At 40.6% G+C, this 16,692-nt stretch carries 16 protein-coding genes and 2 pseudogenes; 10 read left to right on the top strand and 8 right to left on the bottom strand.

The window, feature by feature from the left end; translation table 11 throughout:
- The first annotated feature begins 354 nt into the window (after positions 1-354).
- The 3 genes from BFM96_RS11400 to BFM96_RS09820 are packed head-to-tail and all read left to right on the top strand — an operon-like array spanning position 355 to position 2,488.
- Positions 355-1,455: a hypothetical protein gene (locus BFM96_RS11400; protein ID WP_223245859.1), complete on the top strand. Its 1,101-nt coding sequence runs from the start codon at positions 355-357 to the stop codon at positions 1,453-1,455.
- A 16-nt stretch (positions 1,456-1,471) separates the two neighbouring features.
- Positions 1,472-2,158 carry a PoNe immunity protein domain-containing protein gene (locus BFM96_RS09825; RefSeq protein ID WP_068993642.1) on the top strand — a complete coding sequence of 229 codons (687 nt, stop codon included), beginning with the start codon at positions 1,472-1,474 and terminating at the stop codon, positions 2,156-2,158.
- Complete coding sequence (locus BFM96_RS09820; protein WP_068993639.1) at positions 2,159-2,488, top strand: hypothetical protein; 330 nt, start codon at positions 2,159-2,161, stop codon at positions 2,486-2,488.
- A 55-nt stretch (positions 2,489-2,543) separates the two neighbouring features.
- Here BFM96_RS09820 and BFM96_RS09815 read toward each other — a convergent pair whose 3' ends face one another.
- Positions 2,544-3,218, bottom strand: coding sequence for an XRE family transcriptional regulator (locus BFM96_RS09815; protein WP_068993638.1), 675 nt, complete (start codon positions 3,216-3,218; stop codon positions 2,544-2,546).
- A 92-nt stretch (positions 3,219-3,310) separates the two neighbouring features.
- Here BFM96_RS09815 and BFM96_RS09810 point away from each other — a divergent pair, with 92 nt between their 5' ends.
- Both BFM96_RS09810 and BFM96_RS09805 read left to right on the top strand, forming a co-directional pair.
- Complete coding sequence (locus BFM96_RS09810) at positions 3,311-5,101, top strand: ImmA/IrrE family metallo-endopeptidase (RefSeq protein ID WP_068993633.1); 1,791 nt, start codon at positions 3,311-3,313, stop codon at positions 5,099-5,101.
- Between the two features lie 348 nt (positions 5,102-5,449).
- Positions 5,450-6,046 carry a hypothetical protein gene (locus BFM96_RS09805; RefSeq protein ID WP_068993631.1) on the top strand — a complete coding sequence of 199 codons (597 nt, stop codon included), beginning with the start codon at positions 5,450-5,452 and terminating at the stop codon, positions 6,044-6,046.
- A 56-nt stretch (positions 6,047-6,102) separates the two neighbouring features.
- Here BFM96_RS09805 and BFM96_RS11525 read toward each other — a convergent pair.
- The 7 genes and pseudogenes from BFM96_RS11525 to BFM96_RS11470 all read right to left on the bottom strand — a co-directional run.
- A pseudogene (locus BFM96_RS11525) lies at positions 6,103-6,696 on the bottom strand (hypothetical protein); the annotation flags it as partial.
- 924 nt (positions 6,697-7,620) lie between these two features.
- Positions 7,621-8,985, bottom strand: a pseudogene (locus BFM96_RS11520) (DNA polymerase); the annotation flags it as partial.
- Between the two features lie 48 nt (positions 8,986-9,033).
- Positions 9,034-9,198, bottom strand: coding sequence for a hypothetical protein (locus BFM96_RS11285; RefSeq protein ID WP_188595267.1), 165 nt, complete (start codon positions 9,196-9,198; stop codon positions 9,034-9,036).
- Positions 9,199-9,216: 18 nt separating this feature from the next.
- The gene (locus tag BFM96_RS09795; RefSeq protein ID WP_068993628.1) at positions 9,217-9,765 is read right to left on the bottom strand and encodes a DUF2815 family protein; all 549 of its coding nucleotides are present in this window, start codon (positions 9,763-9,765) and stop codon (positions 9,217-9,219) included.
- Between the two features lie 4 nt (positions 9,766-9,769).
- Positions 9,770-10,891: a DUF2800 domain-containing protein gene (locus BFM96_RS09790; protein ID WP_068993624.1), complete on the bottom strand. Its 1,122-nt coding sequence runs from the start codon at positions 10,889-10,891 to the stop codon at positions 9,770-9,772.
- Positions 10,884-11,207 carry a hypothetical protein gene (locus BFM96_RS09785; protein WP_068993617.1) on the bottom strand — a complete coding sequence of 108 codons (324 nt, stop codon included), beginning with the start codon at positions 11,205-11,207 and terminating at the stop codon, positions 10,884-10,886. Before BFM96_RS09785 ends, BFM96_RS09790 begins: the two co-directional genes overlap by 8 nt.
- On the bottom strand, positions 11,182-11,316 hold the full coding sequence (locus BFM96_RS11470; protein WP_262981925.1) for a hypothetical protein: 135 nt from the start codon (positions 11,314-11,316) through the stop codon (positions 11,182-11,184). The genes BFM96_RS09785 and BFM96_RS11470 overlap by 26 nt, the downstream gene beginning before the upstream one ends.
- 288 nt (positions 11,317-11,604) lie before the next feature.
- Here BFM96_RS11470 and BFM96_RS09780 point away from each other — a divergent pair, with 288 nt between their 5' ends.
- From BFM96_RS09780 to BFM96_RS09760, 5 genes are all read left to right on the top strand, one after another.
- Positions 11,605-13,890 (top strand): phage/plasmid primase, P4 family, encoded by a 2,286-nt coding sequence (locus BFM96_RS09780; protein ID WP_068993613.1) that lies wholly within the window; start codon positions 11,605-11,607, stop codon positions 13,888-13,890.
- Positions 13,891-14,174: 284 nt separating this feature from the next.
- Positions 14,175-14,456: a VRR-NUC domain-containing protein gene (locus BFM96_RS09775; protein WP_068993609.1), complete on the top strand. Its 282-nt coding sequence runs from the start codon at positions 14,175-14,177 to the stop codon at positions 14,454-14,456.
- Complete coding sequence (locus BFM96_RS09770; RefSeq protein WP_068993608.1) at positions 14,437-15,813, top strand: DEAD/DEAH box helicase; 1,377 nt, start codon at positions 14,437-14,439, stop codon at positions 15,811-15,813. The genes BFM96_RS09775 and BFM96_RS09770 overlap by 20 nt, the downstream gene beginning before the upstream one ends.
- Positions 15,806-16,282 carry a hypothetical protein gene (locus tag BFM96_RS09765; RefSeq protein ID WP_068993605.1) on the top strand — a complete coding sequence of 159 codons (477 nt, stop codon included), beginning with the start codon at positions 15,806-15,808 and terminating at the stop codon, positions 16,280-16,282. The genes BFM96_RS09770 and BFM96_RS09765 overlap by 8 nt, the downstream gene beginning before the upstream one ends.
- Before the next feature lie 194 nt (positions 16,283-16,476).
- A complete protein-coding gene (locus BFM96_RS09760) occupies positions 16,477-16,659 on the top strand; it encodes a DUF6900 domain-containing protein (RefSeq protein WP_068993600.1) in 183 nt (60 codons plus the stop codon).
- Positions 16,660-16,692: the final 33 nt, after the last annotated feature.

Here is a 16,692-nt window from a genome sequence, read left to right as displayed (position 1 = left end):
TTTCATGCGGTTAATTGGGTAGGCAACAAGGTCAGTCAGGCGGTTAACTGGGTTGGTACTCAAGTTAACCATGTCAAGAACTGGGCAGTTCAGCAGTGGAATAACTATCACTCTGCACCAAGTTACCAGGCCTCATCAGGCAGTTATGGTGGAGGATACCACTCTCCAAGTAGCAGTCATGCCTATGCTCAGCAACAACAGGCTCAAGCTAGAGCCCAAGCCGAGCAACGTCGCCAGCAGCATATTCGAGATGAGTATAGTCAGTCAACAGGAATCAAGACGACACCTAAGACACGAGAAGCTAAGAGCATGTTCCGCAACTGGGGTAAAGCTCTTAAGGAAATGTACACACATGTGTGTAAAACAGCTAAACGTGTTAAGAAACAAGTTGCCAACTACGTTAAGAAAATCGACTGGAAGAAGGTAGCTGTCACAGCTGGTGCTATTGGTGTTGGTATTGTCCTCACCGTAGCTACCGGTGGTCTAGGTGCTCCAGTCGCAATGGCGATTGGCGGTGCGGCTTCTGGAGCCATTATGTCTGGCTATGATGCCTATAGCTCAGGGCAACGTGGTTGGGCCTTGGTTGGTTCTATTGCCAAAGGAGCAGGACTAGGAGCTATTACAGGTTTTGTTGGTGGTCAATTTATTGGAGCTGGTGCCAATGTGGCCGCTAATGTGACACAAAATATTGCCAACCAGACCGTTCGTCATGTTGCGAAGGCGGGTGTTGAAGCTGGTGTTGAGACCGTTATAGATACGGGTATCTCCGTTGCGACAGGGAATCCAATTTCTCTTAAGAATGTCGTGACAGACTATGGTCTCAATCTCATTACCAATGGCTCAGGCAGTGTTTCAAGTAAGAAATCTGCCAAAGCGGATGTACCGAAGAACAAGCCGAAGTCTGGAGATGTATCGGTTAAGAATACCAAACCATCAGCAACTGTTGAATCTCCTAAAGACATGCGTCAGAGAGTTCTTGCGAATATTGATGCAAGTAAAAAAGCCAGAGATAGTTCTAATTTTGATGAACATCTTCGTCGTGAAGGAACTATTAAAGCTATCCATAATGTAGAAAATGGTACTACACCTCTGAAAACCAACGCTCAGAAGGGAAATTATGGTGAGATGAAAATGGATCGCTATATGGAAGAGAGGGGATATACAAGGGTAAGTACAGATCGAGTAACTAGTATTGATGCTAAAGGGCATCAGGGAATTGATGGTGTTTACTATCATAAGGGTACAGATACATATGTTGTAGCAGAAGCTAAGTATAATACTGCGCAATTAGGAAAAACCCAAGATGGTCCTCAGATGGGATATGATTGGATAAAAAATCGACTGGATGATGCTGTTGGAGCTGATTTGGCAGATACTATTAATATGAACGGATATGATAGTTTATTAGTAAGAGTTATGCCTGATGGTAGTATCAGGTCTAAATCCTTACCATAAAGGAGGGCTATGATTTATGAGAGATAAACTAAAAAATCATGATTATTTTGAGCTATTTGTTTCTAAACAGTTCCAGCGTATAAATAATTTTGAAAAGAAACTATTAGATATTGAAGCTTTGGATGAAAAGATTATTAGAAATATTAAGAATGCTATTTTCAAGATATCCTTTGAAATCCTTTTAGCGAAATATTCTAAGGGTGAAGACATAGCTTTGATCAGAGAGGATTATATGAATACTATTCCTAAATATAAGGCTGTGTTTTCAGAAATTATTGACGTAAATAGTCTTCAGTTTATAGCTTTGGGTGTTCTATTGAATGTTGATTTATTTGATGATAAGGAATTTTTATCATTACTTGATAAATTTGAAGTTTCACATGGTGTGATTGATATTCTTATGAACAAAAAGAATATTACTGATATTAATAGCTATAAAGATATCAAACAGTTTAGACCTTGGATTGCAGAACTTTATCAAAGGTCTGATGACAGAGATGTTATAATTTCGAATCAGTTATCGAACTGGTATAGAAGTCAAAAAGGGAATTATTTTTATGGTTTTGATAAAAAGCCAGAACTACTATATTTCGGTTACTGGGCGTTAGAAATCGCTGCTCTGGTAAAGGTGTTGAATATCCCAGATGATTCTTTCAAAGACAATAAGTATTACCCTTACGATTTAGTTCATTTTGGAGGTTAAATGTTTAAAAATTTGTTTCAAAAACCACTTGTTATTGAACCGACATTCTATGAGAATGGATCCGAAATTTTAGGAGTATTTCCTATCCGTGATTCTGATGACAAAATCCTGTTACCTAAGTATCCTGAACAATTATATCAGGTTGATGGGAAACAGGTGACGGAGTTTAGAATACTTGCTATAATTTCTGACGAAGAATCTGTTATTGCTGATTTACCGTTTAGAGAAGGACTGGGACAGTTATCTAGTAAAGTTGCTAAAGAGACTGATTCTCAGATTATTCTAAATCCGATTAGTCGATCGGAGCTACATCAATTGTTTGTTGGCTAGGAAGTACCGATACAATACTTAAAAGCCCTTGAAGAATTAACTTCTTCAAGGGTTTTTACTGTTCAATAGGCATAAAATTTCCCACTATTTTCCCGACAATTCGTGGTTCGTCCTCTGCTGGCGCAAACTTATCTGGATAGGAGTCATTGATGGAAACGAGGCGATAGCCATCTTTCTCAAGATAAACTTTCTTGATGTAGACTTGGTCGTTCCAGGCAATGGCATAGACTGCACCGTCGTAATCAAAGCTTCCTTCACGGATTAAGGCTACCTCACCGTCTTGATAGACCGGTTCCATCGATTGACCTTCAATCCAAGTCGCCACATCGTAGAGGTATTCTTTGTCTGTAAAGACTTCTCTAGTCTCGTATTCATCGTAGAAGCCAGATCCATGTCCTGCCGAGAGGGCGACATTATCAAGAACTTGTACACTAAAGAGAGGCACAACTTTTTGTGCTCTGAGAAGGTCTTGAGTTAGCTCATCGACCTTCTTTTTGTTTGTCTTGTTGAGCTGTTTGTAGCGGGTTAAGTGAGGGTGTTCTTCTTGAAGGTCATTGGGTTTGATTTGAAGAACTTGAGCTAGCTCTTGTAGGTGTTTCTTATTGGGGACAGTTTTGCCTGTCTCCCAAGCTGACAGTGTGGCTCTAGTGACACTTAGCTTGCTTGCGATGGCTGTCTGTGATAGTTTTTGGGCTGTTCTGTATTCTTTTAATTTGGTGGATGAGAACATAACTTTCTCCTTATCTTTTGTCAATCTATAACTTGACAAAATTATAACATAGGATATAATAGAGTGCAAGAGAAAAGAAAGGCAGGCTTGCGATGCCAATTGTAAAGTTTGTGATTGATCACTGTTCCAAAGAGGTTATTGAGGATATTAAGCGACTCATGGAGGAGGATAAGTCTCTTTTTGCGGTGACTTCAACTCCGGGACTTAAAACGGTGCACGATATTATTTTTCAGAGTGCAACTGTGATTTCAGTCCATCCTCGCTTAAAAACAGCTAATTTAATTTTGCTTCATATTAACTTTCAGGTGGATTCAGAAGGATGTTTTGGTTTTGATGGTTATGATGATTGGTGTCAGGTGACATCAGATTTAACGCTGGATTACTATTTGTCCTTTGACAAGGCTGGAAGCTATGATTTTCTTTTTGTCGAGGCTAGGTCAGGTGCTAAAGATAATTATGATGAGACAAATTCCTTAAGACAAGACCTGATTCCCTATATCTCATCTTCTCGCTATGATGATGAGGCAGAAGTTTTTTTGCGTGATGTTTATCCAGAAGCTCTAGCTAAGCCGATGCCAATAGATGGCTTTGATGTGGCATTGCGCTTAGATTTAAAAGCTACACCCTATGAGTTTGATAGCTGCAGTCAGGTACTGGGAAGAACCTATTTTAAGTCTACTGAGGAAGAGAGAGGAGTGGTTTCGGAAGGAACAGTTCTGTATGATACAAGCAGTGGCAATGCAGGTCGGCGCAGTAACACGATTATCCATGAATGTTTTCATTGGTATAAACATAGGCACTATTTTGCCTTGAAGGACTTGCTGGAGTCAGATCAATCTGTCTATGGCGATATGAAGATGGCTAGGTATTGGCTGGAGAGACAAGCCAAGGCTATTACCCCTAGGATTCTCATGCCCAAGAAGATGTTTCTAAAGAAGGCTCAAGCTTTGATAGAGGATTGGCAAACCTACTCTCAATTGAGCTATCTCGTTATTTTGGAACATGTTATTTTGGAATTGGCTAGTTTCTTTCAAGTTTCAAGGCAATCTGCAAAGATTCGTCTAGTCGAATTGGGTTTTAAAGAAGCACGAGGTGTTTTGGAATACGTTGACGGCAGCTATCTCCCACCTTATACCATTGGGGATATGGAACTGAAAAACAACCAGACTTTTTCGATTTCTCTTGCGGAGCTGGAGCGTTTGGTAGAGGAGGACTATTCGTTTACCAAGGTGTTGCATTCAGGCCTCTATGTTTACATTGAGGCCCATCTGGTCATGAATCTACCTCAGTTTGTGACCGAGGATATAAGTGGGAACTTAGTTCTGACAGATTATGCCCGTTATCACTTGGATGAGTGTGCTCTGCTCTTTGAGTATCATTGTTTAGGTGATGAACAGAAGGAAATCACTTATCAAGATTTTGTCTTAAACCGTTCCCAGTTTAGTAATATCTCCTTTGAACTGGTCTATCATAATGGCTATGAAAATTCCACCAAAGAAAAGCAAGAACAAGCCCTTCTCAAACAGTTGGAAGAGGAAGATGCTATTTATAACCAGCTTTCCAACGATTTTGAAGCTTCCATGCAGGTTGTCAAGAAATGGCGGAAGGTGACTTACAAAGAAATTGGAGAAGAATTATTTTTCTCAGAGAAGCAAATTAGTCGCCTCTTCAAAGGGGAGGGGAGCCTAGAGTTATTCATACTCGTCTGTGTTTATCTGAACTTACCACCCAGTATCTCCATGCACTTATTAGAGAAGTCAAAGTGGAAATTAGATCCTGGAAATATTACCCATCGTCGCTATCAACTGGTGTTGAATACTTTTCATAGCCAATCAGTAGACCAAGTTAAGGCCTTTTTAGAAAAAGTTGGTGTTTCAATCTAACGAACGGACATGTGAGTGTCCGTTTTTTGTGTGCTTTTTAGAGCATTTGCTCAGTTTTCTATTATTTTTTATCGAAAAATATTGATTTCAGAGAGAGTTTGAATCAGACATCTAGGAGTCGGATTCATTTTTTTATTTCTATGAGATACTAAAGTTGTAAACAAACCTAGTTAATAACTTGCTACTGATCATAGCCGACACCTTAAGGTTATTAGTTAGGAGTGCATAGTCAGTTTGTGAGGTGTATTGATCGCTACAAGTAGGAAAATACGATGCGGTCAAGAATATTTTTTGCATGCCTTGGTTTGTTATCTGTACTTTTCCTTGTTAGGAAATGTATGCCAACAGATGACAAACAAGGACAAAATTTACAATGAATGTCAAAAGCAAGAATGCTCGCTAGAAGTGGGACTTTTAGAAGGGCAAGTATTAGCTCCTATGCTGGTTGAGAACCAACAAGTTATTGAGGATATGCGTCTTAAAAGAGAGACCCTTCGCTCCTGGCGGCCTGCTAAACGGTTAAATGTTTATGTATTGGTTGCTTTTATCTCAGTTAATCCTGACGAATATGCTCAAACGGAGCGTATCTACAAAGATGCTGTTGAGAATTTTTTGAATGAGTTTCGTCAACGTAAGTCAAAAAATATTGAGGAGATAATTTCATATGAAGAATGGATTGATACGACTGAATCTACTCTTCACAGTTCCACCGAAGAACTGGAAGAATTTATGTTCGCAGAAATGCTGCAAGATTTACTTGAGAAAGTAAAGCAAGCAGATAAGGATTTGTATGATATCACTTTGGGCTTACTCGCTAAAGAGTTTGATGAGAGTATTGAAGATGTATTTGCTAGGATTGGGGTTAAACGTTCTACAGGTTTCTATCGCTTGCCAAAAGCTCGTGCTCTGGTGGCGGCCTTATTGAAGGAATTAAATCCGAAATAATGAATAAACGAAAACGGTTCATTACCAAATTCAGGTAGTGAACCGTTTTTTGTTGTTTAGTCTTTTTGGTAGAAGGAACATTCATATCCATCTGCACGAAGATTGATATCAGGCATCCAGTCTGGTGCGATAGCCATGTGCATGGCAATTACGTCAAGGGGTTGTGTTTCGTCACATTCTATAATGACTTCATCATGAACGTGACCGACAATACTGAACCCTTTTAACTGTGTCATGGAAAAAGCAAGAATATCACGGCTAATGGCTTGAACGATATTTTCGACGAACTTCGGACCGTAGCTTTCAAGTCTTTCCCAACGTTTAGCAGTTCCTGTACCCTCGTAGGTGACAGATTCCCCACCAAATCGGTTCTCACCCATCTTGGGTTTGACATAGGCGAGTTTGCGTCCAGATGGGAGAGTGATAAATAACATCCCTTTTCTGACTTCGAACTGAATACCGTGCGTCTCGGTTTGGACTTGCTCTTTGACTGCAGTTTTCACAGCCCTATCCACGTCCCACCAAAAGAGAACAATATTGGGATTAGCTTGTCTCCAAGAATCCACAAGTGGCTGAAGTTCTTCTTCTAATAGCCCCATTTCAATAGCTCCCATGGCTTTTAATGCACCAACAGATCCGCCATAGCCACAGTTATGTACTAGTTTATCCGATACGGTAAAACGGTGATGTGGTCCGGCATTTCGTATATCATAAAGTCTAACCTCGCACTGATGATATGCCAGTTTTTCCGCTTGTTTAGAACTGCTAGTTCGGCATCGTGAATAATCTCCTCTCTGCTTTTTCCTTGGCTGAGTTTTCGAATAACAACATTTCGTGTGTAGGGCCAATATTTTTGAGAGAAGTGGCTTAGGACTGTTCTCTGCTTGTTGCGATTGTTTTCGGTATGGGTAACGAATCGAATATTTCCTTTTTCGTAGTGACCGTTGTTGTCGATGCGGTCGATTTCCATATTTCTGTTTGGAAGACCGTACTGCTTGATAAGGTAAAGACCAGCAGTGGTGACACTTTCGAACTTGAATAAAATGCCTCTTGCACCATAGTTGTGGTAACCTTTGTCGTTTGGATTTTCGCATCGTTGCTTTGCAGCGGTTAGCCGTCGGTCTAACCATTTTGGAATTTGACGTGGTTGTGAGCATGCTTGGCAGCCCTTGCTTTTCCCACTGGTAAGATTGTTCCGATTTTGCCATTGAATACTTTGACATCTCTGACATTGGGTGAGAACATAGCAGTGATTCATCTTTTGATTCCACCGTTTCTCTGGGCTTATGATCTTTACCCAACCGTATTGCTCGCCTACCATTTCCTGTTTGTAGGAGACGTGAGCTGCTGGTGGCGGCTTTTCCAAATGGTACTGGCTCCGATTTCCCTTCGATCCATACGAGATGGTCTGGTGTCGCTGTAAGTCCATCATAAGATATCACCTCTCTTTTTCCTTTGTAAATTACTCCTTCATGAGATACCCAATTCAGTCCATCCCAAACTTTCCTCTCTGTGGAAACCTGTTCAATGGGAACTAATCCCTTATCAGTCAAGACAAGTTCTCCTTCTGCTATACAAGCCAACTCCGCAATTTTCCCTTTCTGTCTGAGGTTGGAATTTTGGCCGTGTTTCTCAACTGGAACTCCAAACATCTGTGAAGCAGACATGCAGTAGATGTCTTTCCCTTGCTCAAAGACCTTGCTTCGCCATGTCTCGCCTGCAATATGGGACAAAACACGAGCTTCGATGGCAGAGAAATCACAGACGATGAATTTTTTACTGTGGTTTGGTACAAAAGCAGTGCGGATAAGTTGTGACAGGGTATCTTGCGTATCGTAGAAAAGTTCAGTAGCCTCTAAGTCCCCAGTTTTGAAGAGTTCTCTTGCTTCTTCAAGATCAGGAAGATGGTTCTGTGGGAGGTTCTGTAGTTGCACCAAGCGACCAGCCCATCGCCCAGTTCGGTTAGCACCGTAGAATTGAAACATTCCTCTAGCTCTTCCGTCCTTGCAGACACAGTTCATCATGGCTTGGTATTTAGAGACACTGGATTTGGCAGCCTGTTGTCTCAATTTAAGGACTTTAGTCGTCTTTTTATCAACGGTTTTAAGTAGCTCTTTAACAGCTTTCTTATCAAGTGAATCAGTGGTTACTCCGTGTTCCCGTAACCAACCAATCATCTGAAGGACAGAGTTGGGATTTTCAAGTCCAGTGAGTTCTTTCAATTTAGCTTGGATGTTGGCTTTGCTTTCTTCATCAATGGCAATAGCTGCTTTGACGAAATCCACATCAATACCAATCCCACGGTCATTGATGATTTGGTCTTGGTGGTATTCCTCCCAAACGAAGTTAGGAACTGGAAATTTTTTGAGTCGGTTTTTAATAGCTAGCTCGACTTCGACATCCCGCTTATTATAGGCGATAAAAGTAGTCCATTTATCTGGGGCATGGTTAGGCAAGTTACGTGTCCGACCACCGTTTACTTTGGTTGCTTTACAAGGTAAGCAGAAGTAGCGAATCAAGTCCCTACCTTCTTTAAGCTTTTGGTCTTTTAATTTGAGAACAGTACCTACCCCATCAAGTGAGAGCGGTAGTCCTAGATAGGCAGACCAAATCATGCTACAACGCCATGAGTATGGAGATAGGAAGCCTTCAGATAAAAGTTGAGGGTGATGTTTCTTCAGCCAGTTGGAAAGACAGATACGTTCAAAAGAAGAATTAAAAGCCCATTTGATGATAGTGTCGTCCACTAAAGCATGAATAATTTCTTGGGGAAGTTCTTCCTTGGTCAGGTCGAAAACTGTGACTGGTCCATTATCGACGGATACGGCAAAGAGTAGCAGTTCGAAACTCTTATCCTCCGCATAACGATAGACGCCAGACTTCCGTAAATCAACTTCTGAATACGATTCAATATCAATACTCAATTCTTTCATTGTCATTTCTTGTCCTTTCTTAAAAAGGTGGCAGGAGAGCTGCCACCAGAAGTATTATCGGCTACGTCGTAGCGGAGTTGAATTGCTTTCTTGAAGTTTCTTCTCTGCTTTTCGTTTCTTTTCCTGACGAATGTCTTCACGGATTAACATATAGTTAAAGTAGAGTCCGAGAAAGATGTAAACCCCAATCAAAATATAGCTCAAAATAATATCAAACATTTACTATTCCTCCCAACTTTAGTTCAAAAAATCATCATCATCTTCTGTCGCAAAGTCGTCCTCTGCACGAGTTCGTCCACCGAGTGGCTCTCCATCACGGAGTTTTTGGAGGTTGTTCAACCCACAGGCAATCCCCTTATTACCATTGGAGTTAAAAGCGTAGAAAGTGATGGATGCACGCCCATAGATACCTGAGTAGAGTTCAGACGTATCGATAATTTCTTGGCGGTTGCCATCAACGATTCCAGGCTTATGTGGCGAGTTGGCATTAACGAAATAGGCATTGCGATAGGCTTCATCATCAGGACGTTCTAAGTCCCCATCACGTAGAGGTGTTTTAAGGATAGACAGTGCTGGTACTGTTTTTCCGTTACCTTTGAGTTTTGATTCGCCTTCCTTATAGGCAAGCTCAATGGCAGCTTTGATTTTATCGACAGTCTCACTATCATCTTTTGGAATGATGAGTGAGGCACTGTACTTGGGAGTGCTACCATTGATAGATTTTGGTTCGTTGGCATTTAAGTAGCTGAAGCGAGTGTTTGGTCCTGTAATTACTTTAGTTGTCATATAGTTATTCCTCTTTAAATTCATTTTTTGCTAGGTTTATCTCTTGACGGCTATCGTCAATTGGAACGAGTGTTGGGTTACCACTTGGTTTTATTACGAGACCACCAAGTAGGTCGTTAAAAGTTTTCTTGCCAAGTAACTTAGTCATGGCAGTGATAGTAAGCAGTTTCTTCTCATAAGGGTCATAGCCTGCTTCAATCACTGCTTGGCTAACGGCTGACTCATCTGAGAATTTACGAGCAGAGCGACCTTCAACCAGTTTGTATCCTGGGATAGGGTGTCCATCTGTGGCTTGATTTAAAGCATAAGCTTTGATGTCATTTGCCCATGAAATCAACAGGTCTAGTTTAGGCAAAATATCAGCAATATCCTCGTTATCAAGGGTAGCTGGATTCGCAAACTCCATCTTGGCAAGAGCCAAATTATCCTCCGCACGTTTGCGACAGATATTCTTTAGTTTACAGAATTGGCAGTGTTTACCAGACTGCATATCCCCCTCACCTTTGAATGCAAGTTCAGCTTTTGGAGAGAGTACATTTTCAGCCCATTCAAGCAACTCAGTCTTTTCTATCTCAAAGGTAGATATGTTATGTTTTCGTGGTTGAAAGATTGTCATGGTAACTTTATCAAAATCATAAAGACCGTCAAACATCTCAAGAGCACCAAGTGCATAACACATCATTTGTGGGTTATGGTCTGCATCAACTAGAACACCAAGTCCGTGCTTATAATCAATAACCTGAAGAAGTCCGTCTGCCACAATAAGGCAATCTCCAGTTCCAAATCCTTCAGGTACCCACTTAGAAAAGTCCAGTCGTTGTTCGACAAGAACTGTAGGGTCACGTGAGTAGCCTCTGGCTTTCTCGACTTGTTCCATGACATAATTGCAGTATTCTTCTGCGCAATCCTGCATTTCATGATTGTAACATGCTAAATCCTCAGTCGGGTCACGCGCATTCCTACCTAAAGCTTTCTCGACTAGATAAGCACATAACTCGTGAGCATCCGTACCTTCAAGGGCAAACTCAGAGTTTACATCTGGCATATCTTCTGTTAACCGAACGGAAGGTGGGCAGTTCAACCAACGATGTGATGCAGAAGCAGATAGAATGGCGTGGTTAGTCATTACCAATCCCTCCAGCTTCTTCAAGGACTGCCGCAAAGTGTTTAGGGTCAAGAGCTGATAGAGAAGAAGCACCGTAAGCATTTAGAAGAGCACGAACCTCATTCTTAAAGCCATCTTTTGCCTTTGTAGCAAGGACTGCACGGACATCCTCCAATTGAATTTCCCTTTGTGGTTCAGATTTTGGTGATATTGGTTCAGGAACTGTTTCATTATCTTTAGATAGGAGTTTTTTGAACTCTTCCACCAATCGAAGGTAGTACTTTGCGGTTTCTTCCATATCATGAATTAGTCTATTCAGTTCTTTCATTTTGCTCATTGTATTCTTCCTCCATAATTTTCCGAGCGAGTAGTTTTGAGATGACGCTGATAGCGATGAGAGTATCAGCTACGTCTTCATCAGGTTTGATGTATGGTTCGTTTACCATATTTGGTCCTCCTATCTTACTAAGTAAGGTTTTTATTAAATTTTCCACTTTGCAAGAGATTTTTTTAGACATATCTCTTACACATTACTAAGTAGAACTAAGTGATGTTTTTCCGTTAGATTTGAAAAAATTTTTGAATATCAAAAAAGTTTCCTGTGCAATTTAATAGGAAACTTCTATTTTTTTGAATAATTTTTTCTGAAAGAGCGGAAAAATTTGTCAGATTCTTACTTAGTAAGTTAAGAAGATATATTTCTAAAATTACTGCAAAAATATGGAGGGTGCATAATGCAATTTACCTTATCTCATTCTGGACAGACTGGGGTTCAGACAACCACGGTTTATCCCAATCAAGTAACTATTACTGATGAAATATCGATACAAACTGTTGCGCAATTTGACCATGTGGCAGGGCTGTTTTTAAACAATACACGCTCAAATACCAATTTCATCCAGTCGGACGTCTTGGTCATGGATATTGATAATGACCATTCTGAAAATTCAGATGAGTGGATAACTGTAGAGCGATTAAAAGAAATTTTTTCGGATTATAACTTTGCCTTGGTAACTAGTCGAAGTCATATGCAGGCAAAGGCAGGAAAAGCTCCAAGACCCAAATATCATATCTACTTCCAAATCAATGAGGTAACTGCTAAAGATGTCTACATAGCTATGAAGGAAGAACTCTGTAATCAATACAAGTTTTTTGATGATAATGCCAAGGATGCGGCAAGGTTCTTCTTTGGAAATCCTAATGCACAGGTTATATGGCATGATTCATGGCTAACTATTGATGAAGATTTGTTTCAAGCTGTTTCTATTGAAGACGAGGAAGATTTCGATGCAGACTTCTATACTCCTCCAAGTGGACCAATTCAGCAAGGAAGTCGTAATTCAACGATGTCTGTCTTTGCAGCAAAGATTCTCAAACGGTTTGGCGTGAGCCAAGAAGCTAGGGATGGTTTTGATGAGCAGGCTCAGAAATGTGTACCGCCACTTGATAAAGCAGAGTTAGATACCATCTGGGGTAGTGCTGTGCGATTCTACAACAGAACTATAAAAACATCTAAAGGCTACGTGGCTCCTGATGCTTTCAATAGAGAAACATTAAAACCAGATGATTACTCTGATGTTGGAGAAGCGGGAGTTCTTGCAAGAGAGTATGCCAATAAGCTGGCTTACACCAATGCGACAGACTATCTCTACTACGATGGGACGCACTGGCGTGAGAATAAGCAGCTAGCATTAGGGGCAGTTGTACACTTTACCGATGCTCAACTTGCTGAAGCGAATGCACTCCTGGAAACTGCAGAAAAACAACTTCAGTCTTCAGGTATTGATGAATTGACCATTAAGGCTGGAGGAAAGCGTCTAGAAAATGCAGTCGAAACTCCACTTCAATTGAAATATTTAAAAGCCTACCTAGCAGCTAAAGAGTTTCATAAATTTGTTATGAAACATCGTGACTATAAGAATTTGATGGCTGTCTATAATACAGCTAAGCCAATGCTTTCAGTAGAATTGTCAGAATTAGATAGTGATGACTTATTACTCAATACCCCAGAGGCTACCTATAATTTACGAAAAGGGATAAATGGGCAACAAGAGCACAATCCTGAAGATTATATAACTAAAATGACAGCAGTCTCTCCTAGTGATCAGGGAATTGGATTATGGCAGGAAACTTTAGCTACCTTTTTCTGTAACGACCAAGAATTAATTGATTATGTTCAAGAAATTATTGGTATGGCAGCTATTGGGAAGGTCTATCAAGAACATATGATTATTGCCTACGGTGGTGGAGCGAACGGAAAGTCTACCTTTTGGAATACCATTGCTCGTGTGCTAGGTAGCTACTCTGGAAAATTATCCGCAGATGCCTTAACCATGTCAAACAAGCGAAATGTCAGTCCTGAGCTTGCTGAGCTTAAAGGAAAACGACTGGTCATTGCTTCTGAGATGGCAGAAGGGATGCGACTTAATACGGCTGTTGTTAAGCAGATTACATCTACAGATGAAATCCAAGCTGAGAAAAAGTACAAGGATCCTTTTCACTTTGTACCATCACATACGCTGGTTCTTTACACCAACCATCTGCCAAAAGTAGGAGCGAACGATGATGGAACGTGGCGACGTTTGGTTGTTATTCCTTTTAACGCTAAAATCACAGGTCGCTCTGATATCAAAAACTTTGCGGATCATTTGTATGACCATGCTGCACCAGCAATTTTGTCTTGGATTATAGAAGGTGCAGAAAAAGCTATCAAAGCGAACTTCAAAACAAAAGTACCAACTGCGGTATCATCTTCCGTCAAAGCCTATCGTGAGGCAAATGATTGGTTAGGACACTTCCTTAGTGACTGCTGTCAAGTTGGTGATCAGTTGACAGAAAAATCAGGAGAATTATACAGTCAGTATCGTGCCTATTGCGCCAAAAACATGGAGTACACACGAAGTACGACCGATTTTTATTCTGCTCTTGATCAGGCAGGTTTTAAACGAAAACGGACAAGTAAAGGGAACTTCATTCTTGGTTTGAAATTGGTTGATGATGGTTATGATTTCTTAGATTAATGACCAGCATTTTTAGCCACCTTACCTCCACAAGAGAGGTGATGGACTATTTTTGGTGTGTAAGTCGTAGACTGAATGGTTGGAACTTATTTTGAATGAGGCTTCAGATAAATGCTTAAAACGACCAACATGAGTGACATTTTTTGATTTTGTGTAGGTCTATTATGGTCTTTTCTAAAACTATCCTATAAGCAAAAATTACTATAAAAAAAGCCTATAAGAGGAGTTTTGGAAATGACTGCACTAGACCTACACACTTCAATTTGACGAAAGGATTTAAAACGATGAGAGAAAAGTGCGTTGAGCAAGCCTTGGTGAAGTCTGTGAAAGCTAGAGGAGGCATTTGTCCTAAGTGGGTATCGCCATCTTTTTCTGGTGTGCCAGATCGCTTGGTGTTTTTACCCAAAGGCAAGTTTGGCTTGGTGGAAGTAAAAGCTCCTAACCAAAAGCCAAGGATGTTACAAGTGTCAAGACATAAACTGTTCGAGCGGTTAGACTTTAAGGTTTATGTGATTGACCGCATTGAGATGATTGGAGAGGTGCTAGATGAAATTGACATTACATAACTATCAGGTAGTCGCCAAGGACTTCATCATAGGTCACCCTAATGCAGCAGTCATCTTAGACATGGGGATGGGGAAAACAGCTACAACTTTGTCTGCAGTAAATGAGCTGATGTTTGACCGATTTGAGGTCACTAAGGTTTTGGTTATTGCCCCACTTCGAGTTGCAAATACTGTTTGGAGTGATGAGATTGAGCAATGGACAGAGTTACGGCACTTACGGTATTCGAAAATTGTGGGAACACCAAAGCAACGAAAAGTAGCTCTTCAGAAAGATGCGGACATCTACATTGTCAATCGTGAAAACCTCCCTTGGTTGGTGGAACAATGTAGTCCCTATTTCAAGTGGGATATGGTAGTGATTGATGAATTGAGTTCTTTCAAGTCTTGGCAGTCCAAACGTTTCAAAGCCTTTATGGCAATGCGTCCTTACATGAAACGCATTGTTGGGCTGACTGGAACACCAAGCTCAAATGGACTTATGGACTTGTTCGCAGAGTTTAAAGTCATTGACGGAGGGGAACGCCTTGGTCGATTCATTGGTGAGTTTCGTAGTCGCTACTTTGAAGAGGGGCGTCGCAACGGAAACATTGTCTATGAATACATCCCCATGGATTATGCGGAGTGTCAAATTCAGGACAAGATTAGTGATATTACCATTTCCATGAAGGCCCTAGATTATCTGGATATGCCTGAATTGATTTCAACCAAGAAACTGGTGCGTATGACAGAAAAGGAAAAAGAAAAGTACAGTCAGTTTAAGAAAGAGTATGTTTTGTCAGAGTTAGACGGACTAGATGTAACTGCCGCAAATGCTGCAAGCCTTACGAACAAGTTAGTTCAGTTGTCCAATGGAGCTGTATATTCTGATGATCATACGGTTGTGGCATTACATGAACAGAAACTAGATGCCCTTGAAGATATCCTTGAATCCGCAAATGGAGAACCTGTCTTAGTTGCCTATTGGTTCAAACATGACTTAGCTCGGATTATTGGTCGTTTAGAAAAACTCAAGGTAAAGAGTAGGTTGTTGAAAACTGAAGAAGATATTCGTGAGTGGAACAAGGGAAATGTCCCAGTTGGCTTACTTCATCCAGCTGGAGCTGGTCATGGGTTGAACCTTCAAAAAGGCGGTCACCACTTGGTCTGGTTTGGATTAACGTGGTCATTGGAATTATACCAACAAACAAATGCACGACTTTGGCGTCAAGGTCAGGAGGCTGAGACAGTTGTTATCCAACACATTGTGACTGAAGGAACGATTGATGAGGAAATCCTCAAAGCACTAGAAAACAAAGATGCACAACAAGAACGGCTGATTGAAGCTGTTAAAGCACAAGTAGGAGGAAAATATGGATAAGGCAGAGCACATACTGACGAATTACAATGAACTCAAAAGTGACTTGGCGATGTTGGAGTATCGTTTGAACCATTTCAAACCTGTGACAGAAAATGAGGTAATTGGTTCGCTAGTTTTTGAGAAATCTGATGAACCTAAAGTTAAAAGTACACCTACCAATCAACGTTCAGAGATGATTGCACTGAATTTTCGTGAGAAGATGATTCAGGAAAATGAGGAACTATTGGCGGATTTATCGCAACGGTATATCCGATTGGCTAATGACCTTGATAATTTTGAGATGGCTTTAAAATTTCTAAAGGGAGATTTATATGATTTTGCTCAATCTATGCTTAAGACAGATAGTAATTGGGATAGCTTGATGAGAGAGTTTCATATTAGCCGAAGTACTGTTAGAAATTGGCGACGTAAGGTCTTAGACCATATTAGGGAAGTTTATTTGAAAATGGGATTTTCTTTGGAAAAGTAACCTCCCCCTGACCTCCCCGTGACCTAACAGTAACCTCCCCCTGCACTATATGTGACCTAACATTGACCTCACTTTGTCAAAATTTGTGGTAGAATTGTAAGTGTCAAAAAAGATAAAAAATAACCAGTAATGACTGGATATATCTCCTCTTTAGAGTTAATATGTACACAACAAAAGAAGAGGAGAACAATACAATGACAAAACGCCAACAAGAAAAACTCAATGCCCTTTTAACAGAGATTGCTAAAGAAGAACTACTTGTTGAAACTTTGGAAAAACGTTGGAGCGACAACCTCGATTTCTACGATGTTTCGGTTTGGGGAATCAAGAGAGCATTGGAGAGAGCCTACGAAGCAGGCCGACAATCAGTAAAATAAACCAAAGTCTAGCCCAAGGGTTGGGCTTTTTGC

The organism is Streptococcus himalayensis (genome assembly GCF_001708305.1).
GTDB lineage: Bacteria > Bacillota > Bacilli > Lactobacillales > Streptococcaceae > Streptococcus > Streptococcus himalayensis.
This window is presented reverse-complemented; position numbering and strand designations above follow the sequence as displayed.